25 protein-coding genes and 2 pseudogenes are annotated in these 22,572 nt (G+C 38.7%); 9 read left to right on the forward strand and 18 right to left on the reverse strand.

Annotated elements, in window-relative coordinates; all coding sequences use genetic code 11:
• Window positions 1-118: 118 nt before the first annotated feature.
• Entirely contained in the window at window positions 119-796 is a 678-nt protein-coding gene (locus tag L655_RS0109235) for a DJ-1/PfpI family protein (protein ID WP_241764466.1), read from the reverse strand.
• Between the two features lie 99 nt (window positions 797-895).
• Between L655_RS0109235 and L655_RS0109240 the strand changes: the two genes are divergently transcribed.
• The gene (locus tag L655_RS0109240; protein ID WP_010554235.1) at window positions 896-1,459 is read left to right on the forward strand and encodes a cysteine hydrolase family protein; all 564 of its coding nucleotides are present in this window, start codon (window positions 896-898) and stop codon (window positions 1,457-1,459) included.
• A gap of 48 nt (window positions 1,460-1,507) precedes the next feature.
• Here the strand turns inward: L655_RS0109240 and L655_RS0109245 are convergent, their stop codons facing one another.
• Both L655_RS0109245 and L655_RS0109250 read right to left on the reverse strand, forming a co-directional pair.
• Window positions 1,508-2,290 carry a CLCA_X family protein gene (locus L655_RS0109245; protein ID WP_024604848.1) on the reverse strand — a complete coding sequence of 261 codons (783 nt, stop codon included), beginning with the start codon at window positions 2,288-2,290 and terminating at the stop codon, window positions 1,508-1,510.
• Between the two features lie 24 nt (window positions 2,291-2,314).
• Window positions 2,315-2,911 carry a tRNA-uridine aminocarboxypropyltransferase gene (locus tag L655_RS0109250; protein ID WP_010554237.1) on the reverse strand — a complete coding sequence of 199 codons (597 nt, stop codon included), beginning with the start codon at window positions 2,909-2,911 and terminating at the stop codon, window positions 2,315-2,317.
• Window positions 2,912-3,048: 137 nt separating this feature from the next.
• Between L655_RS0109250 and L655_RS0109255 the strand changes: the two genes are divergently transcribed.
• Both L655_RS0109255 and L655_RS0109260 read left to right on the forward strand, forming a co-directional pair.
• Window positions 3,049-3,393 (forward strand): Hpt domain-containing protein, encoded by a 345-nt coding sequence (locus tag L655_RS0109255; protein WP_007582543.1) that lies wholly within the window; start codon window positions 3,049-3,051, stop codon window positions 3,391-3,393.
• Window positions 3,394-3,760: 367 nt separating this feature from the next.
• Window positions 3,761-4,978 carry a pyridoxal phosphate-dependent aminotransferase gene (locus L655_RS0109260; RefSeq protein WP_024604849.1) on the forward strand — a complete coding sequence of 406 codons (1,218 nt, stop codon included), beginning with the start codon at window positions 3,761-3,763 and terminating at the stop codon, window positions 4,976-4,978.
• 333 nt (window positions 4,979-5,311) lie between these two features.
• Here L655_RS0109260 and L655_RS0109265 read toward each other — a convergent pair whose 3' ends face one another.
• The 4 genes from L655_RS0109265 to L655_RS0109280 are packed head-to-tail and all read right to left on the reverse strand — an operon-like array spanning window position 5,312 to window position 8,265.
• Complete coding sequence (locus L655_RS0109265) at window positions 5,312-5,779, reverse strand: glycine zipper 2TM domain-containing protein (protein ID WP_002959676.1); 468 nt, start codon at window positions 5,777-5,779, stop codon at window positions 5,312-5,314.
• Between the two features lie 55 nt (window positions 5,780-5,834).
• Window positions 5,835-6,455, reverse strand: a complete 621-nt coding sequence (lpoB, locus tag L655_RS0109270; RefSeq protein ID WP_002959677.1) for a penicillin-binding protein activator LpoB — start codon at window positions 6,453-6,455, stop codon at window positions 5,835-5,837.
• An 11-nt stretch (window positions 6,456-6,466) separates the two neighbouring features.
• Window positions 6,467-6,892 carry a YcfL family protein gene (locus L655_RS0109275; protein ID WP_002959678.1) on the reverse strand — a complete coding sequence of 142 codons (426 nt, stop codon included), beginning with the start codon at window positions 6,890-6,892 and terminating at the stop codon, window positions 6,467-6,469.
• A gap of 8 nt (window positions 6,893-6,900) precedes the next feature.
• Window positions 6,901-8,265 (reverse strand): adenine DNA methylase, encoded by a 1,365-nt coding sequence (locus L655_RS0109280; RefSeq protein ID WP_024604850.1) that lies wholly within the window; start codon window positions 8,263-8,265, stop codon window positions 6,901-6,903.
• Between the two features lie 511 nt (window positions 8,266-8,776).
• Here L655_RS0109280 and L655_RS0109285 point away from each other — a divergent pair.
• Window positions 8,777-9,646 (forward strand): DMT family transporter, encoded by an 870-nt coding sequence (locus L655_RS0109285; protein WP_024590438.1) that lies wholly within the window; start codon window positions 8,777-8,779, stop codon window positions 9,644-9,646.
• A gap of 23 nt (window positions 9,647-9,669) precedes the next feature.
• Here the strand turns inward: L655_RS0109285 and L655_RS0109290 are convergent, their stop codons facing one another.
• The 7 genes from L655_RS0109290 to L655_RS0109320 all read right to left on the reverse strand — a co-directional run bounded on the left by L655_RS0109290 (window position 9,670) and on the right by L655_RS0109320 (window position 16,285).
• Window positions 9,670-10,356, reverse strand: a complete 687-nt coding sequence (locus tag L655_RS0109290; RefSeq protein WP_024604851.1) for a M15 family metallopeptidase — start codon at window positions 10,354-10,356, stop codon at window positions 9,670-9,672.
• The gene (gene dapE / locus L655_RS0109295) at window positions 10,356-11,486 is read right to left on the reverse strand and encodes a succinyl-diaminopimelate desuccinylase (protein ID WP_024604852.1); all 1,131 of its coding nucleotides are present in this window, start codon (window positions 11,484-11,486) and stop codon (window positions 10,356-10,358) included. Before dapE ends, L655_RS0109290 begins: the two co-directional genes overlap by 1 nt.
• Window positions 11,479-11,829: an ArsC family reductase gene (locus L655_RS0109300; RefSeq protein WP_024604853.1), complete on the reverse strand. Its 351-nt coding sequence runs from the start codon at window positions 11,827-11,829 to the stop codon at window positions 11,479-11,481. The genes dapE and L655_RS0109300 overlap by 8 nt, the downstream gene beginning before the upstream one ends.
• Window positions 11,830-11,833: 4 nt before the next feature.
• Window positions 11,834-12,331: a PTS glucose transporter subunit IIA gene (locus L655_RS0109305; protein WP_024604854.1), complete on the reverse strand. Its 498-nt coding sequence runs from the start codon at window positions 12,329-12,331 to the stop codon at window positions 11,834-11,836.
• Between the two features lie 3 nt (window positions 12,332-12,334).
• Window positions 12,335-12,721 carry an ACT domain-containing protein gene (locus L655_RS0109310; protein ID WP_024604855.1) on the reverse strand — a complete coding sequence of 129 codons (387 nt, stop codon included), beginning with the start codon at window positions 12,719-12,721 and terminating at the stop codon, window positions 12,335-12,337.
• A 227-nt stretch (window positions 12,722-12,948) separates the two neighbouring features.
• Window positions 12,949-15,069 (reverse strand): phosphate acetyltransferase, encoded by a 2,121-nt coding sequence (gene pta / locus L655_RS0109315; RefSeq protein WP_024604856.1) that lies wholly within the window; start codon window positions 15,067-15,069, stop codon window positions 12,949-12,951.
• A 1-nt stretch (window position 15,070) separates the two neighbouring features.
• Entirely contained in the window at window positions 15,071-16,285 is a 1,215-nt protein-coding gene (locus tag L655_RS0109320) for an acetate kinase (protein WP_024604857.1), read from the reverse strand.
• A 284-nt stretch (window positions 16,286-16,569) separates the two neighbouring features.
• Between L655_RS0109320 and yfbV the strand changes: the two genes are divergently transcribed.
• Entirely contained in the window at window positions 16,570-17,016 is a 447-nt protein-coding gene (gene yfbV, locus L655_RS0109325; protein WP_024604858.1) for a terminus macrodomain insulation protein YfbV, read from the forward strand.
• On the opposite strand, the gene L655_RS0109330 is transcribed toward yfbV, so the two are convergent.
• From L655_RS0109330 to xthA, 3 genes are read right to left on the reverse strand one after another with little or no spacing between them, the layout of a single operon-like run.
• Window positions 17,013-17,828 (reverse strand): putative RNA methyltransferase, encoded by an 816-nt coding sequence (locus L655_RS0109330; RefSeq protein WP_024604859.1) that lies wholly within the window; start codon window positions 17,826-17,828, stop codon window positions 17,013-17,015. The genes yfbV and L655_RS0109330 overlap by 4 nt on opposite strands.
• Window positions 17,825-18,472 carry an energy-coupling factor ABC transporter permease gene (locus L655_RS0109335; RefSeq protein ID WP_024604860.1) on the reverse strand — a complete coding sequence of 216 codons (648 nt, stop codon included), beginning with the start codon at window positions 18,470-18,472 and terminating at the stop codon, window positions 17,825-17,827. The genes L655_RS0109330 and L655_RS0109335 overlap by 4 nt, the downstream gene beginning before the upstream one ends.
• A 5-nt stretch (window positions 18,473-18,477) precedes the next feature.
• Window positions 18,478-19,284 carry an exodeoxyribonuclease III gene (xthA, locus tag L655_RS0109340; protein WP_024604861.1) on the reverse strand — a complete coding sequence of 269 codons (807 nt, stop codon included), beginning with the start codon at window positions 19,282-19,284 and terminating at the stop codon, window positions 18,478-18,480.
• A 240-nt stretch (window positions 19,285-19,524) separates the two neighbouring features.
• Between xthA and L655_RS0109345 the strand changes: the two genes are divergently transcribed.
• The 4 genes and pseudogenes from L655_RS0109345 (at window position 19,525) to rluB (ending at window position 22,290) form a co-directional block, all read left to right on the forward strand.
• Window positions 19,525-19,956, forward strand: coding sequence for a hypothetical protein (locus L655_RS0109345; protein ID WP_024604862.1), 432 nt, complete (start codon window positions 19,525-19,527; stop codon window positions 19,954-19,956).
• Between the two features lie 226 nt (window positions 19,957-20,182).
• A pseudogene (locus tag L655_RS1000000127930) lies at window positions 20,183-20,679 on the forward strand (EF-hand domain-containing protein).
• A 151-nt stretch (window positions 20,680-20,830) separates the two neighbouring features.
• Complete coding sequence (gene scpB, locus L655_RS0109355) at window positions 20,831-21,421, forward strand: SMC-Scp complex subunit ScpB (protein ID WP_002959713.1); 591 nt, start codon at window positions 20,831-20,833, stop codon at window positions 21,419-21,421.
• Window positions 21,418-22,290 (forward strand): 23S rRNA pseudouridine(2605) synthase RluB, encoded by an 873-nt coding sequence (rluB, locus tag L655_RS0109360; protein ID WP_024595359.1) that lies wholly within the window; start codon window positions 21,418-21,420, stop codon window positions 22,288-22,290. Before scpB ends, rluB begins: the two co-directional genes overlap by 4 nt.
• A gap of 51 nt (window positions 22,291-22,341) precedes the next feature.
• Here rluB and L655_RS0109365 read toward each other — a convergent pair.
• Window positions 22,342-22,572 (reverse strand): annotated as a pseudogene (locus L655_RS0109365) (IS4 family transposase); the annotation flags it as partial.

Below are 22,572 nucleotides of genomic sequence, written 5' to 3' on the forward strand. Positions count from 1 at the left end.
GGGCTTATTATAAATTCGACCACTTAAGTACATTACTTTTGATAAGACATTCCATGTCCCGTCTGTTAACATTAATCTTGGCATGTAGGTTCGGTGTAAAGTTTTCTGGCGAATTCAATTATACCTTATCTTCATGCTGTTTGTTTTTCATACCACAAAGATCAACACGCCCTAGTAATATTTGTTTATTCCCGTGATTAAGTTTTGGCGAAAAGCTACCGTAATAGCGTTGTTCTCTTCTACCCGTATCAACGATAAGAAACTTTCCAAGTGTACGCATAACGTGTGGTTTTGTGAATTGAGCCACGATTTCTAGCCCTAGATCAATCCATGACATCAGCCCTCCTGCGCTAATAATATCACCGTCATTAATTAGTAAACTTTCAATCTCAAGAGATACTTTGGGGAATGTCTCATGAAATTCATCAGCTAATTGCCAATGTGTTGTAGCAACACGATTATTTAATAAGCCTGTTTTGGCAAGTATAAATGCACCAGCGCAAGCAGAGCATAATATAGTCCCTTTTTGATGAGCCTCGTTGAGGTATTGCAACAACTTGGGTTGAGGCGTGTAGTAATAATCACCATCTAAGTTTGGTGGGAGAATAATAATATCACTTTGGCTCATCCCATCTAAATCTATATCGGGCTGAATGACCTTTACAGAGAACTGAACTTCAAGCTGGCTTTCTATAACTATCCTGTTTGCCAAAAAAAATAACTCTTTAAAGCCTTGTACTGCACTTTGTAGGGCGTTGGGGTAGTCGATAATTGTGATCTGAACATGCTTTGTCATTTTTAAACTGATTTATGGCTATTTCGCCATCGGTGTAATGAGTTGATGTTTTGCATAATAGTCTCAACAGATAACCTAAACAACATAAGAGAGATTATTATGTCTAACATAGCATTACTACTTATTGATTTACAAAACGATTATTACTCTACATTCGAAGGAGCTAAATGGCCTCTGTCTGGAACTGAAAAAGCCTCAGAAAATGCAGCAATACTACTAGCTCAATTTCGTGATAATGGTATGCCTGTAGTTCATGTTCGTCATGAGTTTCCTTCTGACGAGGCTCCGTTCTTTGTGCCTAACTCTGATGGTGCGAAAATCCATCCTACGGTTACTCCAATTGAAGGTGAGCCGGTCGTTTTAAAGCATCAAATAAATAGTTTTCGCGATACTGATTTACAAAGAGTACTAGAAGAGCTCAACGTTGAAAGGTTGATTATTGTTGGTGCTATGAGCCATATGTGTATTGATGCTGTTACTCGTGCTGCAGTAGATTTTGGCTATGAATGTCATGTAGCACATGATGCTTGTGCTACATTAGATCTTGAATTTAATGGGGTGGTAGTATCTGCACATAATGTTCATCATGCATTTATGGCTGCATTGAGCTTTGGTTATTGTAATGTTCAGAGCACAAACAAATTACTAGATTTAGTTCGCTAACCATTAGTACAGGTAATGGTTTAGCTAAGCATCACTTTATGAGCTGATTTAATCCATTTTATGAAGCGCATAACCCAGTAGTTCAAAGTACTGGTTAAGCGCTTCATTTGCTTTATTAATATGCTCAGCGTTTGGGTATATTAAATTACTACTTTGTAAGCCCCCCACTAAAAAGCTATTTTTTATACTTGAATGCCGCTCAATACAGGCTTCAAAACAACGTGCAGCAAGTTCTTCTGGCATGCTCATATAATTCATGTTTTGTGCTTTATCGTGTTCCATGCATGTTTGTACAAAGCTATTTGCATCAACGCCGTGCTCATCTAAAAATACATTTTTATAAAAACTGTTCAAAGCATTATTAAGTGGGTGCGATAAATTAGGCGTGTTTGAAAGCCATAATTTTGAGGCAAAACCAAATCGTGGTTTTGCTGCAAATAAATGCTCGCTTATATGATGGTCAAACGCATGAAACCATTCGTGAGCAAGTGCACCACCGCCTGCATTTTTTGCAAGGGCAAGTGTTTGAGAGGCTGCATTATAATGCGCTTGTACACCTTTTTGACCGCCATGACCAAATGCAAAATTAAGTTTGCCACGAAGACCAATAGCTTTGGGCGGTAAATGCAGTATTTGTGCAAGGTCGGCCAGTGCATCGTAAATTAAATTAGCGCTAATGTAGCGCTCTTCTTTAGTTACCCATTTACCGACGACCATAGATCTAAAGCCAAAGGTATCTCTTATATCGCTAAAGTCGACTTGGTCGTCAAAGCGATAGTCGGGGCCTTGGCGAGTAAAGCCACGTTTTAGCCTGTTAGGGTAGTTACGCATTGCAAGTTTCATATAGTAACGAATTTAATCTAAGTAACGTGCTTTTACGTGCTCGGGCATGTGTTGGGTTTGTTTTTGTATTAATTCATCAAGCACATTATAAAGTGGTGCAGGATTTAGCTGCTCTATTAAAAACAAACTATGTGCTACGGCTTCAAGTGTGGATAGGCTGTCGGCCCTAGGGGCTTTACGAATAGCATAACGATTTTTAGGTAACTGTTTAAAACTGACCGTTTTGAATTGATTTAGCAATGTGGTGAGCTGCAAAATTTTGTAGGCTTTTTTCCATGTACCATCAACCACGATTAAATGGGTGATGTTTTTTATATTAGATTGCTCAGCGCTATCGTCTAAATTTACAGCGTGTTCGTTAGGGTAGAGCAAAACAGTTGAGCTTACTGGCAGTGATTTAAGAATAGAAAAGTCGTCATTATTTTCGCCTTTGACTATTTGGCAATCAGTTAGACACAAATTGAGTAGTTTAGCGGTATTCTTTGCTATTTTTTCTTCGCTTGGGTGCTGTAGAATAATAACCTTAACTTTGTTGTTTATATTTGTAATTGCGCTGCAAATACAGGTGTTAAGTGCAAAGTTACAATGATTACAAAGTGTGCGTGCCATTTAATAAACTTTTTGTTGCCAGTATGATCCCCACAATTATACATTTATAAGGTAATTAAGTTGGTTTTTTTTACGCATCAATATAAAGTAGTACTATTAAACTGTAATTTACATGGATTGTTTTAAGGGCTTAAAATATGACAGAAATAAATATTGATACATCAGCATTAGAGAGTATGGAATCGTTATTGGGTGAGCAGTTTGCTGATACACTTGATTTTTGCTGCTCGGAGTTTGAGCGTTTAGGCTCTGAAGTTTTAGCAACTATTGGAAAAGACAGAGAAGCGGCGATTCGTCATTCTCATAGCTTAAAATCTAACGCTGCGCAGTTTGGTGCTTCAAGCCTTGCTGAAGTATCTCGCGTTATTGAACAAAATTTAAACCTAGATAACTTAGCTGAAGCCATCGACGCATCTAATAGCTTAATGGCTCAAGTAACAGGCTCTCAAGCTAAGCTAAATGAATGGTTAGCATCTCGTTAATTATTGAAACTGAAACGTGAATTTATTTCAGTACTAAGTAATCAAATACACTGGCATTTTGCGCCTTTACTAGGTTAGTCTAAAGACTCACTAGGGCGTGTTGATCTTTCGGGATTGGATTTGCAACGAGTGTCTGGTTTTTAGGTTAGGCAGAGCCTATGCAGTGTGGTTTTTCCACATAAATAGGCGATAACAACACATAAAATCCAAACACGCATTGCCCAGAGGGTTCTTCCTAGGGGCTATTTTCTCTTTGTTACTCAATTTTTACTTAGCCCACTAGGTTACAAATCTCGCGCCGCGATTAAATCGCCCCTAGGTTGAACAAATTTAATCCATAAAGTCAATACGCCCTAAAGAGGTAAAAATGTCTGATATTAAAAAGAGTCACAAATTAGAAGGTGTATGTTATGACATTCGTGGGCCGGTTTTAGCGCAAGCTAAAAAAATGGAAGACGAAGGTCAAAAAGTATTAAAATTGAATATAGGTAATCCGGCTGCTTTTAGTTTTGATATGCCAGAAGATATGCACCGAGATATTATCCGCAACTTATATTCAGCTCAAGGTTACTGTGACTCTAAAGGCCTCTATTCAGCTCGCGTGGCTATTTATCAACACTACCAACAACGTGGATTACATAATTTAGATGTAGATAACATTTATATTGGTAATGGCGTAAGCGAACTTATTCAGATGATCACCCAAGCGCTATTAAATAATGGTGACGAAGTGCTTATTCCTGCTCCAGATTATCCACTTTGGACTGCTTCGGTCACGTTATCGGGTGGTAATCCGGTACATTATTTATGTGATGAAGAGCAAGATTGGTTTCCGGACATTGCCGATATAAAAAGTAAAATCACGTCTAAAACCAAAGCGCTGGTATTAATTAATCCTAATAACCCTACTGGTGCGGTTTACAGTGATGATTTGTTAATGCAATTAATTGATATAGCGCGTGAACATAAACTGCTGTTATTGAGCGATGAGATTTACGAAAAGATTTTATACGATGGTATAACGCATACTTCAATCGGCTCACTTTGCGACGATGTGCCTATTATTACTTTTAATGGTTTAGCAAAAACATACCGTGCAGCAGGGCTGAGAATGGGGTGGATGGTTCTAAGCGGTCGTACCTCGGTAATGGATGATTTACGCAAAGGCCTAGAAATACTTTCATCTATGCGTTTGTGCGCAAATGTACCTGCACAGTATGCGATTCAACAGGCTTTGGGCGGCGTGCAATCAATTGATAGTCTAATAAACCCGGGTGGTCGCTTGTATGAGCAGCGTGATATTGCATGGCGCGGATTAAATGATATTGAAGGCATTAGTTGTAAAAAACCTAAAGGCGCACTCTATGCGTTTGCCAAAGTAGATACAGCACTTTTTAACGTCAAAGATGATGAAAAGATGATGTACGATTTGCTAAAAGCCGAAAAAATATTACTTGTACATGGCAGGGCGTTTAATTGGCCAGATCCTGATCATTTTAGGTTGGTCTTTTTACCAAGCAAAGATGATTTATCCGATGCAATGTTAAAAATGAAGCGCTTTTTTAAAGACTATCGCCAAGTATAGTTATTAAAAAAATAATAAAAAAACGAGCCAAATTTGGCTCGTTTTTTACTTTAGTCATGAATATATTAACGGGGCGTGTTGATCTTTGTGGATTGAAATTTGTTCAATCTAGGGGCGATTAAATCGCGACGCGAGGTTTGTAACCTAGTGGGCCAAGTAAAACCGAGCAACAAAGAGTTAATTGCCGCTAGGCAGAACCCTTCGGGCAGCGCATGTTTGGCATTTATGCTGCGTTATCGCCTATTTATAGGGAACAACCACAGTTCATAGGCTCTGGCTTGTCTAAATACCAAACATTCTGCTGCAAATTCAACCACGAAAGTTCAGCACGTCCTAGTACGCTTTATCTACACGGACTGTGTTGTCGTTCAAGTACACTAATCTTACGTTATCGCCTTTGCTAAAACGCATTGATTGGTCCTGATCTTGAACAACCATAAACTGGTCGCCATTTTCAACTTGTATTAATAACTCTACAAAGTGATTTTGCTGATAATGACTTTGCTGCTGCCTATTATGTGCAACACTGCCGCCAATTACCGAACCTAATATTGTTGCTACTGTGCGGCCGCTACCACCACCAAACTGGTTGCCTACTACGCCACCGAGTAATGCACCGCCGAAGGTTTTCCAGCCGTTGTTTTTGTCTTGAATGATTTCTTGTTCGGTAATATTGCGTACCGATTTTACGTCACCAAATAAAACTTGCTGCACAGGGACTGCTTTATTGCGCTCGTATTGAGCAAAAGTTGGCGCGCTCACACTAAGTAGGGCACACATTATTAATATTATAGCTTTCATAATAATCTCCTATTGGTAGCCTTTATGGGCTTATTAGCCCGTAAAGGCTTAGTAACTACCAACCAAATGTCGATTTTTCTTTAGTTTTACGAATTTCAGTTTCGTCTGCCCATTCAACTAGGCCGCTTTCCATATCCATTAAACGCATCGTAAATTTATAGTATACGTCTGATTTATCGGCATTTGACTTAACTATGCTCGATAAATTTCCGTATAACATATATTGCGCGCCAATTTGTTTACCAAATGCAACGGCTGTTGCAGGGTTAACCAGGGCATCTTCGTTTTGAAACGTTAATTGCTCACGTACTGACTCAACACGCGTCATATCTACAAAACGGAACTTACCACTGCGTAGCATTTGCGTTGAGATTGAATCGGTGATTGATTCAGTATCAATGTGCTCACTAGTTTTATTTTTAATACGCTCAACAAATACTACGGGGCGTTTATTAGCGGTCATTGTGCCAACAACGGGTGAGCTGAGTAATGAATCGGTCATTTGGCTCGCTACTTTTTGTAAATCGGTAGAGCCAAAATTAATATCGGTTGTTTCTACTGCTTGTGCATCGCCATAACTTACTACGGCTTTATTAGCACAGCCACTTAATACTAAAGCGCTCAAGCCAACTAAAGCGTAAGTTGATACTGTTTTAAATTTGTTACTGATGATCATGGTTGTTTCCTTTAATCTTTAAATTCTTGTGATTCGGTAGACACTTCTCTTACTGCTAAAGAAAAGGTAACCGCATCAGAGCTCGGTGCTAAGCCCGGTAATTGTGTTTTTGCAAAACCAAATAAGGTGAGTGCTTGCCAAGGTGAATGATTGCCTTTAATTACAAAGCCGTCTTTATCAAACCAATTAAACTGATACTGCAAATATTGTGATTTTTTATACTGGCTCGAAAGTGTCACTACTACATCGGTTAACTGGTTGGTTTGACGTGTTTTCACATCAGTAATGGCCAGCTTTTTACCAAGCTCTGGGTTATCTACACGTAATTGCTCATTAAACTGGTTTTTATTTTGTTCAACAGAAATACCCGATGTAACCGGTTGGCTGGAACATGCACTGAGCATTAAGGCTGCTAATAATGGCGCTATGTATTTCATGATGGCTCCTAAAGTTGAACTACGTGATAATTAAAGTAGTTATTAATAGAGGTTAAGTAAATTAACGTTAACCCTTGCTTACTAATGGTAAAATTTATAGGTGCTTGTGTGCCTATATGCACAGAATGCTCACCTGTATTTAGGCTTTGCCTTGCGACACTTATTTGATTTGGAAGTGTAAGCCAGCTGCGTGTATCAGCTTGCTCAGACGCCAAATTATAAATATTAGCAAGTATGTTACCTACATCACCGGCACTGCGAGCAAGTTCTGCCCGCACTTTCTCTTTAGCTACTAATCTAAGTACTTGGCGAGCGACTTTTGCAGGTATTTGATCTTCTAGAGTTTTAGCTGCAAGTGCCTCAATGTGTACCAGTGGGCTAAGCGCCAAGCTTTGTGCATCTATATTTATATTGTTAAGGCGGCGCACATAGGCATTATCTTTATATACCGGCATCGCCAAGCTGTAAAAGCGTGCATCGCCACGTGATGAATAAATTGGCAAGCGCAGTTTAAATTCATCTTGTTTTGGTACTAATCCTTGTTCAAATAAAACAATTACTTCGCCTTGTGATGAAGAAATAGTGGGCGTATCGCCAAAGCGTTTTTTAAATTCATTTAGATCTTGGTCAAACCCTTGTTTTTTAGCAAGGCGCATTACATCTTGCTGTAAATAAATATTGTTAGGTTGTATAGCCAGTGCTTTTTTATAATCAATATAAGCATCGTCATACTGCTTAGCACTTTGGTAAAGCAAAGCAGATAAATAAAATGTATAGGCATTTTGAAAGCCATTTTTTACATCTCTGGTTACATTGCCCATGCTAGGGTAGTGCTGCTGCGCTTCTTTAACGGTTGAGTCGCCATCTGTTTTATTTTCGCTTAGTGCATCAACTTGTACTTTATTAGCACGGCGAATTTCGACCAAAGCGCCTTCTACATCGTTTTTATACACGTAGTTAAGTGCTTTATAACTATGAAGCATACTCATTTCGTAAGCCGGTGGTACATAAGTAATGGCTGAGTCGTTAGTAAATAACGCATTGCTTTGTTCAAGCCCCGCACTTACTTGTATTTTGGCGGCTTCGCGTTTTTTTTGCATTTGCGTATACACGTTCTCAAATTTACTTTGTGCCTCTTGTGGCGTATTGGCTAAGTCGTTTAAGCGAGCTTGCTCAAGTTGGTTGAGTAAGTAGCTGCTGTGCATGGTGCTATTATTGGCAATAAGGGATTGCGCTTCTTCGATATTGTTTTTCTCGATCGCATTTCTTATTGGTGTCATTTGCGTGGCATAGTCATTAAATAGGTCATTAAAGCCCATTGTGCTACACCCACTTAAAATACAACAAAAGCTTAAAATTATACTTAGGCGCACTGCGCACTCCTCTAAATTCACCTGTATACATTAACATATTATTTTTAGCTAAATGTGTGAAATATTGTAAAAAATCGTAGAGTAAAACTGCCTGCTAATAAAGAAATATAAAATGACATTGGTGAACAAAGTGTGAATTTTCTTGTTGGGTAACAATATTGAAATGCTTAAGGTACTTTATTGGTCTTATTGAATACAATGATCCCTAAAGCGTAATGATAAATGAATTTTTTAAATGAAGTAATTGCTATTCACTAAGTCGTATACGAAAAATACTAAAAGGATATCTTGTGTTGTAGACACCGTATTTTGCAAATGCGGCTAAGATTTTAGTATAAATAATCTAATTTATTAAAACTAAATACTCCCTTTGCACAGTTATACCAATCCTGTTTAAATGTGCTGCTCAGTAAGCGGTTTTATAGGCGCTTATGACAATGTTTTTAGCTTAGTAGGTTAATTAATTAATTGAAATAACGCTGTAATTTGTTTTTATTGCTAAGGAATTTTTTTGAAAGCTACGTTGTACACAATCATTGCTTTAATTGCGTTTGCTGCAAACTCTCTTTTTTGCAGAATGGCTTTAGCCGAAGGCTATATAGATGCTTGGAACTTTACAGTTATTCGCTTACTCAGTGGTGCTGCGTGTTTGGGCATTATAATGGCTATTTATACTCATAATTTAAAACGAAAAGGCACTTTTAACCCCGCTATTTTAAGCGATAAAGGAAGCTGGCGAAGCAGTATAAGCCTATTAGTTTATGCACTTTGTTTTTCGATTGCATACGTAGAGCTGGATACAGGCACCGGTGCACTGATTTTGTTTTCAGCCGTGCAACTCACTATGATTGGCTGGGGTATATATCAAAAAGAGCAGTTGAGTGTGCTTCAGTGGTGCGCGTTTATAGTGGCGCTAGGTGGGTTTGTATATTTAATGCTGCCATCTGCTGCTGTACCTTCATTATTAGGTGCATCACTTATGGCACTCAGTGGTGTGGCATGGGGTATTTACAGTATTCGCGGTAAAGTGTGCGTATCGCCACTACGTACTACGGGGTTTAACTTTATAAGAAGCTTAGTGGCTATCCCTGTTTTATTACTTGTTGGTATGAGTTATTTAAAAAATATGAGTATTGAAGGGGTTTTGCTTGCATGTGCCTCGGGTGCGATAGCGTCTGGAATTGGCTACAGTGTTTGGTATGTGGCTATGCCACTGCTTAAAAGTACCCAAGCTGCTGTTGTGCAGCTTTGTGTACCTGTACTTGCAGCCGTTGCCGGGGTCTTGTTTTTATCAGAGCAGGTAACAATGGAATTTATAGTAGCAAGCTCGTTAATATTAGGCGCTGTGCTGGTATTTATTTTAAATAAAAAGAAGGTTTAATATCATTTAAGTTAACCTTCTTTTTAAGGGGGACTCACGTTTGTTACAAAGCGTGTATAAATAGCGGGTAAGTTATCAAGTATTGCCTGCTTACCCTGTAGTTCACTGTTTTTTATGCATTCAAAAAGTACTTGCTCGCTAAGCTTATTCACTAATAATTGCGATCGCTTAATATGGCTTATATGCCAAAGCTCTGGTGCTACGCCGCCTAAATCATGCTGGTAAGGGCGATAAAAGCCAAATTTATCTAAGTTAGTATCAAGCCAATTACTTAAAGGCGCAAACGGCCCACCTTGCAGGTATTCATCAGGTGTTAGCTGTAGTTTATAATCATCACTTACCGCAGCTTTATCAAACACATCTAAATCGGTGCCTAAATGGTGCCTGCTTGCCCCAGGTAATGCAGAGTAGAGCATTATTGCTATGCATTTATCTACATCATTTAATTTAGTTAAATCTACAACCTTTTGCTGTTTATTATAAACAGGTCGAATACCTAAAAACTTATTATTCCAAATAATTGATTGACGATTAAAGTCGCGAAAACTTGAGGCAATAGTAAGCTCAAATCCTGCTTTTTGTGCTGCACTTTGCAGCGCTAAAAAGTCGTTAATAATAGCGCTGTGCAAGCGATGATTTTGTATATCAGTTAAATGTGTATCACTTTGCCCTGTGATACACATCATTGGTGTTGGTTTAGTTACATCCATTATGCTAAAAGTTGCTCTAATATTTGCTCGTAAATGTCGGTAAGGGTAATTAAATCATCGGTACTTACGCATTCATCCACTTTATGAATAGTGGCGTTACGTGGACCAAGTTCAATTACTTTAGCGCCAGTTTGAGCAATAAAGCGACCGTCAGATGTACCACCCGTGGTTTCTAGATTCGTGGTTAAACCGGTTACTGATTTAATCGCTTTAACTGTGGCATCAACAAGCGGGCCGTGCTCGGTAATAAAAGGTAAGCCATTTACTATCCAGCTTAATTCATAATTTAAGTCATGCTTTTGTAGAATGTCATTTACACGTTGCTGTAATTGCTCATACGTTACTTGCGTGCTAAATCTAAAGTTAAACTGTACTTCGAGTTCACCCGGAATAACATTACCCGCCCCCGTGCCACCATTAATATTAGAAATTTGAAAGCTGGTAGCAGGGAAGTATTCATTTCCGTTATCCCACACCGTTTGGCTAAGTTCAGTAAGTGCTGGCGTCGCTAAGTGAATTGGGTTTTTTGCTAAATGCGGGTAGGCCACATGACCTTGTATACCCTTAACGGTTAAAAAAGCGGTAAGTGAACCTCTGCGACCATTTTTAACCACATCACCGAGTACATCGCGTGATGAAGGCTCGCCTACAAGACACATATCAATTTTTTCACCGCGTGCTTCTAATGTATCAATTACGCGAGTAGTCCCGTTTACAAATGGACCTTCTTCGTCTGAGGTGATTAAAAAAGAAATTGAACCTTTATGATCTGGATGTTTAGTAACAAAGCGCTCGGTTGCCACAAGCATTGCAGCTAATGAGCCTTTCATATCGGCAGCACCACGCCCATGTAATAGGCCATCTTTTATTAATCCTGAAAACGGCGGATGTTGCCAATTTTGTTCAGGACCGGTTGGTACAACATCAGTGTGACCTGCAAAACAAAAATGTGGCGATTGTGTGCCTTTTCGAGCCCAAGTATTAAGTGTGTCGGTAAAAAATAATGACTCTATATTAAAGCCAATCGCAGCAAGGCGATCGTTCATCATTTGTTGGCAGCCAGCATCTTCTGGCGTTACTGATTCACGTTGGATTAGTGCTTGGGCGAGTTTAATTACATCATTAGTCATTATTAAAAATCTCGTCGTATTGGGCTGCTTTAAAACCTAAATGGTAAGTGCCATTGTTTACCAGTACTGGGCGTTTGATCATGGCAGGTTGTTCAACTAACAATGGGATAGCACTTTCTTTAGTTAGGCTCTGTTTTTGCTCATCAGATAATGCGCGATAAGTAGTGCCTCTTTTATTAACAAGTTGCTCCCAATCGAGCTTATTTGCAAAATCACTCACCATTTGCTCGTTTACGCCATCTTTGCGGTAATCATGAAAAGTGAATTCTATATTGTTGTCGGCTAAGTATTTTTTTGCTTTTTTTATCGTATCGCAGTTGCTAATACCGTATAGAGTGATCATAAATCTAGTTCTTCTTAATAATAGTTAATAGGGTGTCTTCGCCCGCATTTACATGCGAATGTGAGTAATGAAACGTGCCAAGATTATTGCCGTTTAGTAAAATTAAACTAGCAAGCATTGGAGTATCAAGTTCTCGTAAATCAAAATAAGCAAGGCGTTGACCTTTGCATATTTTGCTACCATTGAGTTGTGCAATATGGGTATGCGTAATTGATTGCGAATCAGGGATAGTTAAGTTAATCAAGGCTTTTAGACCATTATTAGCTTGTAGAATAAACTCAGTGCCTGCATTTTTTACTTGTAATAAAGTTCCATCAAACGGTGCTAAAATTTTATGACTTGTTAGTTGCACCATAATACCAGGGCCCAGAGTGCCAAAACGAAAAAAAGGTTCTGGGTGCTCTTTCAGTTCAATTACTTTACCTGTAAATGGGCTTGTAATAAGGATGGCACTGCGGGGCGTTTTATTTTGAGCTAAATAGTCAATTTTTTGAGCTTTCATAAGTTAATTTACCACCACGTTATAACCCTCTTTTCTTAAAGCTGAAATAGCATTATCTGCAGTGTGTTTTTTTATGAGAATATAATCAGTATCGTAGGTTGAGATTGAAAAGATAGAAATTTTAGCTCGCGCTAATACGCCTGAAATATTAGCCATAATTCCGGTTAACGAAAAGCCAAGTGGACCTACAACCTCTAAAGCTTGCCAGTCTGGTTCGGTATCCAGGCTTTTTACTTCAAAATCGCTTGGGCATACAATTGAAAGTTCATCATGGGTTTTAGAAATAAAAAATAAAGATTGCTTTAAAAGTGCCGCAGGTATGTCGGCATCTACATCTAAACTATGTATAGATAAAATTGTGCTGAGTAATTGTAATGTTTGTTTTGACATTAAACGCCTGCGATACAGCATTATTGATAGCTTAATAGTATAGATTATTGCCTTCAAGTTAAAGGTGTAACCGAGACTAAAATAGGCATTTGGGAGTAGGTTTTAATAGAGATTACAAACTTACCCACAATTTCTGTGGATAAGTATGGGGGTTGCAGGGTATAAATAGCCTAACTAGTTAATTATTAAATAAATAATAGCTAGGCTATAAAAAATACACGTTGCGTTTATTGAGTAATTTGCGCTTCTGCTTGTGCTGCCTGAATTGCAGTTAAGGCGATTGTATACACAATATCATCTACTAATGCACCACGGCTTAAATCGTTTACAGGTTTGCGCATACCTTGCAGCATAGGGCCAATACTTATTAAGTCGGCACTTCTCTGCACTGCTTTATATGTAGTATTACCCGTATTTAAATCTGGGAATATAAATACAGTCGCTTTACCGGCTACAGGGCTGTTAGGTGCTTTTTTAAGAGCTACGTTTTCCATTATAGCGGCATCGTATTGTAGTGGACCGTCGATAATTAAATCAGGACGTTTTTGTTTTGCAATTTTTGTGGCTTCACGTACTTTTTCAACATCGGCACCGGTACCAGAAGTGCCCGTGCTGTAGCTGATCATGGCAACACGTGGCTCTATACCAAATGCAGCTGCAGAGTCGGCAGATTGAATCGCTATATCTGCAAGCTGTTCAGAATTAGGGTCTGGGTTAATCGCACAGTCACCGTAAACTAACACTTGGTCAGGTAGTAGCATAAAAAATACAGATGATACTAGCGATGACCCTGGCGCTGTCTTAATTAATTGCAGTGGTGGGCGNCCGTCCACTTTACCTTGCTCAAGCATCATTGTACCCAGTACGACGTTATCTTGTAGTTGCTCTTGTGCTACTACGGCAGTTAGGCCTTTGCTTTTACGAATTTCGACCATAGGCGCAATATAATCATTAATAATACTTTTTGGCTCGATAATAGTTACATGTTCGTTTAGCTCAATACCTTGCTGTTGCGCAATACGCATTATTTCTTCGCGATCGCCCAGTAATATAGTTTTAGCAATCCCGCGTTGACCACAAATAGCAGCCGCTTTAATTGTACGAGGCTCATTGCCTTCTGGCAGAACAACTGTTTTACCTGCTTTACGCGCTTTAGTGGTAAGTAAGTAACGAAATGCGGGCGGTGATAACTTGCGAGTTTTACCTACACTTTTAGCTAGAGTATCTAGCCAGCTTGAATTGATATGCTCTGCGTTGTGATCTTTTACTTTTTCAATACGTTGGTCATCATCATTTGGTACTTCCATATTAAAGTTATGCAGTAATAATGATGTACGCCATGTGTCGGCATCGGTTGCAAGTATTGGTAAACCGGTTTGCATGGCTTGCTCACACAAGGCCATTATACGCGGTTCTGGTTCAAAACCACCGGTAAGCAATATGGCGCCAAGTTTGGTGCCATTCATAGCTGATAAACACGCAGCAACAAGTATGTCAGAGCGATCGCCCGGTGTTACTAATAAAGCGCCTGGCGTAAAATAGTTTAAAATATTTGAAACCGTACGAGCACAAAAAGTAATACGTCGCAGGCGACGATGAAGCATATCGCCTTCGTTAATTATTGTTGCTTTTAAATACGCACTTAAGTCTTTTACGCGCGGCGCTACTAAGTCAAAATCCCACGGGATTGCGCCAAGTAACATGAACGGATTATTTTTAAAAATAGGCAGGGAGGCTAAACGATTTAACTCGTTTTCAAGCTCTTCAGGTTTGTATGAGTCTACTAAATCGGCGCGTGCACGACCTTCTTCATCAAGTGGCGCGTTTACTTTATTAAAAATACAGCCCAGTACGCGAGGATGATCGATACCACCGTAGTTACCTGCTGCAATTTCAAGGCGGTCTTCTATTTGAGTAATGGTGTAATTACCAGGGGTAAGTACAAATACAATTTCGGCGCCGAGTGTTTGCGCAATTTCGCGGTTTACACGCCCAGCATAAGGTTGGCGACGAGTAGGTACCATACCTTCAATAATAGCGACTTCGTCGTCGTTTATTTTACTTTCAAAGCGTTCAACAATTTCCTCTAGTAGATCATCACCTTTACCGTCGCCAATCATTTGCTCTGCATAATCAAGTGCAAAAGGCATTGGTGGGTTAATAGGTGAGCCTTGAGTGACTATTTGTGTTGATTTTTCAGGGCCTGTTTCACCTGAACGTGGCTGAGCGATGGGTTTAAAAAAGTTAACTTTAACTGTTTTTTGTTCAAGTGCACGCACTAAACCAACTGATACCGACGTTAAACCAACACCGGTAGAAACAGGAATTAACATAATACGACGTGCCATATTAAAGCTCCTTCACGATATTTGCAGCATCAAGGGCAATGACCCATTCTTCATTAGTTGGCATTACAACTGCTTTGACGTGTGAATTTTTACAGCTAATAACACCGCCTTGACCAAAGCGCGCATTAAGGTTGGCTTGCGGATTACACTTAATGCCTAAAAAGGCAAGTTGTGTAATTACTTTTTCACGAATAATATCTGAGTTTTCACCAATACCACCCGTAAAAATCACAGCATCAAGGCGCTGTAATGGGACCATATACGCTGCAATTTGTTTGGCTAGTCGGTAGCAAAAAATATCCAGCGCTAAACGTGCTTGTTTATGTCCGGCAACAGCGGCTTCTTCAATCGTTCGACAATCGTTAGAGAGTTCGCTAATACCTAGTAGGCCGCTTTCTTGGTTTAATAAATTATCTATTTGCTGAGCGTTGTAACTAAGCTGTGTGGTTAAAAAATTAAATAAACCGGGGTCAATATCTCCACTGCGAGTACCCATAACAATACCTGCCAATGGCGTTAAACCCATACTAGTATCAACACTTTTACCATTTTTTATTGCAGTAACAGAGCAGCCATTACCTAAATGAGCACTAATGAAATTACTCTTCTCTATAGGCTGATTTAATAATTTAGCAGTTTGTCCTGCTACATAGTAATGACTTGTGCCATGCATACCATAGCGTCTCACACCGTAATCTGTATAAAGCTTATAGGGTAGGGCGTAAAGGTAGGCAACTTCATCCATAGTTTGATGAAATGCTGTGTCAAATACTGCTACTTGCGGTAAACCTATAAATGAAGCTTGTGCAGATGAAATACCTAACAAGTTCGCATGACCATGTAGCGGCGCTAAAGAAGAGGCTTTAGTAATACCGTTAATTACATCTTCATCAATTAAGACTGACTTTGTGAAATGCTCGCCGCCATGTACAACACGATGGCCCACTGCGATAAGTTGCTCGTCTAAGTTGTGATCTTTTATTAAGCTTACAAGCGTATTTATAGCCTCAGCATGAGCTTGATTAGCCGCTAAGTCGATAACTGTTTTAGTACCATTAAAATTGTATTTAATAGAGGGTGCTTTAGCGCCTAAGCGTTCAGCAAGGCCTGAAATGATTTCGTGACCACCGTTCGCATCAATAATGGCAAACTTTAAGCTAGAGCTACCACAATTTAAAACTAAAACGTGTTGTGATTCAGGAGAGGTTGTTGGCATAGATTCAATTTCCATAAACAAATTTAGTAAGTAAACGTTAATTCGTAATCGTTACACTTACGGTATTAAGTAAAGCTAAAACAATTGAATGTTCAATTGCAAAGTAGTTAACGCAATGTTAAATACTTTACCTTAATTAAGATGTTTAAGTTAGGATTGTTCGCTATTAAAAGGTAAATTTAAGCTGTTTTACTGAGAAAGTGTAACTCTTTCATTTTGTGTTACACTTTGCGTATAGCTCGTTTTTCCATTGTATTTAAAAGCAGTATCTGTGAGGAGTCATGATGCAAAAAAGTGTGATGTCACAACTACAAACAGGCCGTTTGTATGGTAAAAAATGGCCAATGCGCAAAGAGCTTGCGCCTTTGTTTTTAGAGTTTAGGGTAATTAGAGCGACTGAGCTTGCCATTACAGTAATGCCAATCTTAGCCATGCTAACATTGTTTTTTCAGCTAAATTACTTGGGTTCTGATTTTTTACCGCAAGCCATTGCAAGTGCATTATTTTTTATATCTTTACCATTACAAGGTTTATTTTGGTTGGGTAAGCGAGCGCAAACGCCTTTAGAGCCTGCGATGCAAAAATGGTATAACGAGTTGTACACTAAAATGGCAGCTAATGGATATCAAACGCAGTTAAGTGAAAACAAGCCCCGTTATTTGGAGCTTGCCAATTTACTTAAAGATATGTTTGATAAAATGGACAGGGCGTTTACTAAAGAGCAGTTTTAGAGAGTTACATCATTATCTATTTTGGTAAACTGAGTAATATAAAACGATAAGGTGACAGTGTGTTCACCTTTTTCTTCGAGTGCTGTCCAGTGCTCGGGTCTAAATTTCCATGCAAATGGCGTCATCATTATTAAGTTTTTAATATCAGTAAAGCTAAGCGCTATATGATCTGTTAAAAGGATCTGCTCTGATTTTTGAAATCCTTTTGGAGTGGCTATTTCAGTATGTTCGTTTACTTCTGAATATATATACGATTTTAGCTCTTTTAGATGACAAGGACCTGGGCTTGCAACTACTAATGTTGCGTTTTGATTTGCTAGGCGTTCAAGCTCTTGCTCAAACAAAGGTGCAAATACGCTAACAAGTACATCAGCAAATTGGCTTTTAAAGGGGGCTTGGCTGATTGATGCCACACTAAAATGGCAATTAGGGTAGCGCTTTGCTGCATATTTAACCGCTGATTTTGAAATATCGACACCGTATACAACAGCATTTGTTTTATTCGCGATTGCTTGGGTATAAAACCCTTCACCGCATCCTAAATCAATAATAGTATTCGCACTTATATTACTGATTATATCACTAAGGCTTTGCTGTAAAAAACGATAATACCCACGCTCTAAAAATGCACGTCTGGCTTGTACCATTTCAAGTGAATCACCCGGTTGTTTTGAATTTTTCTGTTGCACAGGCAGTAAATTAACATAGCCTTCTTTAGCAAAATCAAAGCTGTGGTTGTTAGCACAACGAAGTGTTGAATCAGTTTTCAAAAGTGCTAGGTTACACAGCGGGCATTGATATTCAAGACTCATGAGCCTAGGTAGTCCTTATCGTAAAAAGTTTTTACCCAATGCGGGCGATAGGTGATCATAATTGTTATAGCCATGCCGTTGAGCATTGCTTCAGGAAACCAAATTATGGCACTTAAATAAACGTAGTTATCTGCAAGTTCTTGCCAATTGTATTGCCCTATAGCTAAGTAAAATAAAGCACCTAGGCCTATTTTTATACAGGCTATAAATCCTGCGATTATAAACGCACAAACAAATATATAAACAAAAAAATGACGAGGTAAATATTGGTAACTAATTATAAAGCCAAGATAGCTCAATAAAATAGGAATAAACGCACCAATAAGCAGTTGTACTGGTAACAGCTCAAGTTCAATTTGACCAAAGGCAGCTAGTAGGGCTGTGGCAAGTAGGCTACTTAAAATAGTCAATCGCCAGCCTAAAATTAATGTAGCAGCCGTAACACCTAGGATGTGCAAATCAAGGCCAGTTAAAATGCCAGCCTTTATTCGCCAAAGCACTGCAAACACTAACGCACACGCAAGTACGCCAGTTTGACGGACTGGCGTATTAAGCAATGTTTTATATGTTTTTTTATCAAAGCTTAGTAGAGCAATAATAATTACAAGAGCCCAAAGTAGCCCCTGCATTGTTAGGCTGAGCATAATAATTACTTAAATGTTGACCATATAGGGGCATGATCTGACGGTTTTTCAATACCGCGAAGTTCGTAATCAATACCTGTATCTATGCAGCGTGCTGCAAGCTCATTGGTTGCAAGCACTACATCTATACGAAGTCCTCGATTATCTACAAACCCTTTAGAGCGATAGTCAAACCACGAGTATTGACCGTCTGTTTCGGGGTTTTGCTCTCTAAAGGTGTCTTTAAAACCCCAATTAAGTAATGTTGCAAGCCATTCACGCTCTACTGGTTGAAAAGAACATTTACCCGTTTTTAACCAACGTTTAGCATTTACTTCGCCAATACCAATATCTAAATCGGTAGGTGATATGTTGATATCACCCATAACGATGACGTCTTGATCGGGTGTGTGATTGGTTTCAAGGTGTGTCATTAAATCTTTATAAAATTGACGTTTATAAGGGAATTTAGTTTCGTGATTAATATTATCACCTTGTGGGAAATAGCCATTCATGACAGTAAGGTCGCGACCGTTTTCTTGTTCAACAGTGACGCTTATCATGCGTTTTTGCGATTCATCTGTATCGGTGGCAAAACCTTTTAAGACCGATTTAGGCTCTTTTTTGCATAACATAGCTACGCCATAATGCGCTTTTTGACCATGAAAGTAGACGTGATATCCCATTTTTCGTACATCTTCTAATGGGAATGCTTCGTCGTGAACTTTAATCTCTTGCAAGCCAATAACGTCTGGTTGATGTTTGTCGATAATTGCTTGTAATTGGTGAAGACGAGCACGCAGACCATTGATATTGAAAGAAATCACTTTCATAAAATTTACCTTAAAATTGGTTCTATTTAATAGATTAAATTGTATCAGTAAATACGCGTACATAACATGACTGAATTGAGATAATAGCTGCGCAAATGTTGATCAAATGATGGGTAAAGTTTAAACATTGTGAATACAATATTAATTATTTAAATAAATAAAAAATTCAATTGAACTTAACTTTATTGAATATATAATGCGCGAAATTCACTTGTTTAGCTCGTTCAAATAGGATCTCTCATGAAAACTCAACTACTTTTAGCCACTGCTTTACTAGCATCTGCAACTGCGTCAGCTCAAAGCAATACTTACTTTAGCCAAGATAACAAAATTGAGTCTAAGTTATGTGTACTAAGTGCAAACGAAGGCTTTAGCGTTGCTCGTAAAGAAGCTGCCCAACACGGTGTTTACCTATCTCGTTTTTCTAAAAGCATTTTATGTAATGGTGAAGATATTCGTGATATTGCTAAAAAAACGACATTAAGCAACGCATCAGTTGAGAAAGTAGAAGTATTTGCAAAAGACGCTCAACAAGAAACTCAATTATGTATGACGGCTTTAAAACAAGGTTTAGCACCTGTTCGTCAAAAAATTGGTAACCTAAACTCATTAAAATGTAATGGCCAAAAAGTTACTGAGTTTGTTAAACGCTACCAAAACGCAGCAATCTAATTGTTAGCTTAACTATATAAGTAAAATTGAAATGCCTGGTTTTTACCGGGTGTTTTTTTGCAAAAATTACAAGGTTGTTTGCAAAGCTTGCAAGCTTAACTTACTGAAACTGTTTAATAAATATACAGAATGAGATTAAGTTATTGATTATTATAAGTTAACTATTATTGGCATTGGATTTGTATTAGTTAAAGTGACATTTAATTAATTACGAAGGATACGTCTTATGAAAAAGTTAACATTAGCAGCCNGGCTTGTTCATCTAATCAAGGTCTTGAAAGAATAGACAGTGACTTTGCAAGTTTAGATAATGACAGCGATGGCTACATCTCAAAAGTTGAAGCTGATGACGATAGCATTTGGGGCCATTTTTCAAATATTGATACCAATATGGATAACGAAATTAGCCGCAAAGAATTCAACACTTACATGAAGTTAAACAATGGTAAAGTAGCCACTGATTCTGAAGTAAGTGAGTCGGCATTTAAAGCTGAAATTGCTAAATTCGATAAAATTGAAAGCAGCTTTGCAAGTCTAGATAACGACAGCAATGGCTATATCTCGGTAGTTGAAGGTAACGATGATGATATTTCAAATCATTTTGGTTACATGGATAAAAACCAAGATAAGCGCATCAGTAAAAGCGAGTTTATGGGTTACATTAAAAAATATGGTAACGCAGTAGCTGAAGATGATGCATTAGAAGCTTTTAAAAGTAACTAATAGTTACCATTTTAGTAAGTAAGATTAAAGCCAGTGCTAGTCACTGGCTTTTTTGTGTTTTAAATTTAGTTATTTGATAGATATATTTTCCTAGTTTGGTGTTGTTCTGTCATAATAGATGGCTGTGTATTTTTATTTGTTAAGAGTGTGTATGGCGGGTCGGCGAATTAGTGATGAACAACTAGTTGAGATCATTGAAGCAGCTATTTTTGTTGCAGATAAGCCTGTGAGTAAACGCCACCTTAAAGACACTGTATTAATAGATTTAGCTATTTCTATGGCGCGAATAAACGACGCAATAGATACAATACAAGAACATTTTCAAACTCGTGGTATTCGCTTAGTTGAAGTTGGTAGTGGGTATCGGTTTCAGGCATGCAGTAGTTTAAGCCCTTGGTTAAATAACTTGTGGCAAGAGCGCGCGCCTAAGTATTCACGTGCTTTACTGGAAACATTATCACTTATTGCATACAGGCAGCCCATTACACGCGGCGAAATTGAGCAAGTAAGAGGTGTTACTACGGGTTCGAATATTATTAAAACCTTACTCGAAAGAGAGTGGGTTAAAGTGGTAGGGCATAAAGAGGTTCCGGGAAAGCCGGCTTTATATGCAACTACTAAGCAATTTTTAGATTATTTTTCGTTAACTGGGCTTGAAAATTTACCTGCGTTGCCAACTGAGCAGCAAAGTAAAATTAACCAGTTATTGAGCGATCCTTCTGTGAGAGAACCATCCGAATGAGTATTATACAAGGTGAAAAGTTACAAAAAGTCTTAGCCCGTGCAGGCGTAGGCTCACGCCGTGAAATGGAAAAATACATTGATGCAAACCGCGTTAGCGTAAACGGTAAAGTGGCAAAGTTAGGTGACCGTGTTGAAGAAACCGATTTGATTCGTGTTGACGGACACACTGTAAAGATTGAAGAAAAAGCAGATAGAATCTGTCGTGTAATTATGTATAACAAACCAGAAGGTGAGTTAAGCACACGTAAAGATCCAGAAGGGCGTCGTACAGTATTTGATCGACTTCCTCGCATTGATGGTGAACGTTGGATTGCAGTGGGTCGTTTAGACGTTAATACATCGGGTTTGATGCTCTTTACTAATGATGGTGAATTAGCTAACCGTTTAATGCATCCAAGCTATGAAGTAGAGCGTGAATACTCTGCGCGTGTATTTGGTGAAGTAACCAATGAAACGGTTAAAAACTTACTACGTGGTGTTGAGCTTGAAGATGGTCCAGCCAAATTCACGACTGTAACCCCTATGGGTGGCGAAGGCGTTAACCGCTGGTTTAACGTAACGTTAAATGAAGGACGTAACCGTGAAGTACGTCGTTTATGGCAGTCTCAAGATGCGGAAGTATCTCGTCTTATTCGTATTCGTTACGGTAAACTAGAGCTTGATAAGCGCGTGCCACAAGGTGGTTGGATGGAGTATGATTTAGAAACAGTAAACTACTTACGCAAAACCGTTAAATTAGGGCGCGAGACACAAACTAAGCTTTCTGTTATGCCTGAAAAACGCAAAGATAAACGCGCTAAAATCAACCAGATCCGCAAAGCAGTTAAAAAACACAATCAACGTGTTAAGCCTACTAAACGTAAATAATAAATTAGTTATTTATTGAACACAAAAAAGCCGCTAATTGCTGTCTCTTGATCACAAGTCTGACTCAAGAGATTTTGCTAAATCGTAGCCTTCCAGGATGGCTTGTAACTTAAGCCATCCTTTCCATAACACTTTCACAGATGCACGCCCTGTGCGCTTGGTATATTTCCAGCCTCCTAACTTTGCCAGTTCCTGATACGCCCATGACATATTTGGAGCAGTTTCAGGCAATGGTGTTTTTATTCTCTTTAACCACAATAACTTCCATGCTTTGGGAGATAA

The sequence above is a fragment of the Pseudoalteromonas sp. TAE79 genome (assembly GCF_000498015.1).
In the GTDB taxonomy this organism is placed as follows: Bacteria; Pseudomonadota; Gammaproteobacteria; order Enterobacterales; family Alteromonadaceae; genus Pseudoalteromonas.

What these genes read in the sequence shown, in the direction of transcription:
- L655_RS0109235 (WP_241764466.1), bottom strand. Translation starts at nt 796, where the DNA reads ATGACAAAGCATGTTCAGATCACAATTATCGACTACCCCAACGCCCTA.
- L655_RS0109260 (WP_024604849.1), top strand. Translation starts at nt 3,761, where the DNA reads ATGTCTGATATTAAAAAGAGTCACAAATTAGAAGGTGTATGTTATGAC.
- L655_RS0109335 (WP_024604860.1), bottom strand. Translation starts at nt 18,472, where the DNA reads ATGCTCAGCCTAACAATGCAGGGGCTACTTTGGGCTCTTGTAATTATT.
- L655_RS0109250 (WP_010554237.1), bottom strand. Translation starts at nt 2,911, where the DNA reads ATGGCACGCACACTTTGTAATCATTGTAACTTTGCACTTAACACCTGT.
- yfbV (WP_024604858.1), top strand. Translation starts at nt 16,570, where the DNA reads ATGCAAAAAAGTGTGATGTCACAACTACAAACAGGCCGTTTGTATGGT.
- L655_RS0109310 (WP_024604855.1), bottom strand. Translation starts at nt 12,721, where the DNA reads ATGTCAAAACAAACATTACAATTACTCAGCACAATTTTATCTATACAT.
- L655_RS0109245 (WP_024604848.1), bottom strand. Translation starts at nt 2,290, where the DNA reads ATGCGTAACTACCCTAACAGGCTAAAACGTGGCTTTACTCGCCAAGGC.
- L655_RS0109330 (WP_024604859.1), bottom strand. Translation starts at nt 17,828, where the DNA reads ATGAGTCTTGAATATCAATGCCCGCTGTGTAACCTAGCACTTTTGAAA.
- L655_RS0109345 (WP_024604862.1), top strand. Translation starts at nt 19,525, where the DNA reads ATGAAAACTCAACTACTTTTAGCCACTGCTTTACTAGCATCTGCAACT.
- L655_RS0109300 (WP_024604853.1), bottom strand. Translation starts at nt 11,829, where the DNA reads ATGATCACTCTATACGGTATTAGCAACTGCGATACGATAAAAAAAGCA.
- L655_RS0109240 (WP_010554235.1), top strand. Translation starts at nt 896, where the DNA reads ATGTCTAACATAGCATTACTACTTATTGATTTACAAAACGATTATTAC.
- lpoB (WP_002959677.1), bottom strand. Translation starts at nt 6,455, where the DNA reads ATGATCATCAGTAACAAATTTAAAACAGTATCAACTTACGCTTTAGTT.
- L655_RS0109255 (WP_007582543.1), top strand. Translation starts at nt 3,049, where the DNA reads ATGACAGAAATAAATATTGATACATCAGCATTAGAGAGTATGGAATCG.
- L655_RS0109265 (WP_002959676.1), bottom strand. Translation starts at nt 5,779, where the DNA reads ATGAAAGCTATAATATTAATAATGTGTGCCCTACTTAGTGTGAGCGCG.
- L655_RS0109305 (WP_024604854.1), bottom strand. Translation starts at nt 12,331, where the DNA reads ATGAAAGCTCAAAAAATTGACTATTTAGCTCAAAATAAAACGCCCCGC.
- scpB (WP_002959713.1), top strand. Translation starts at nt 20,831, where the DNA reads ATGGCGGGTCGGCGAATTAGTGATGAACAACTAGTTGAGATCATTGAA.
- L655_RS0109290 (WP_024604851.1), bottom strand. Translation starts at nt 10,356, where the DNA reads ATGGATGTAACTAAACCAACACCAATGATGTGTATCACAGGGCAAAGT.
- xthA (WP_024604861.1), bottom strand. Translation starts at nt 19,284, where the DNA reads ATGAAAGTGATTTCTTTCAATATCAATGGTCTGCGTGCTCGTCTTCAC.
- L655_RS0109275 (WP_002959678.1), bottom strand. Translation starts at nt 6,892, where the DNA reads ATGAAATACATAGCGCCATTATTAGCAGCCTTAATGCTCAGTGCATGT.
- L655_RS0109320 (WP_024604857.1), bottom strand. Translation starts at nt 16,285, where the DNA reads ATGCCAACAACCTCTCCTGAATCACAACACGTTTTAGTTTTAAATTGT.
- rluB (WP_024595359.1), top strand. Translation starts at nt 21,418, where the DNA reads ATGAGTATTATACAAGGTGAAAAGTTACAAAAAGTCTTAGCCCGTGCA.
- dapE (WP_024604852.1), bottom strand. Translation starts at nt 11,486, where the DNA reads ATGACTAATGATGTAATTAAACTCGCCCAAGCACTAATCCAACGTGAA.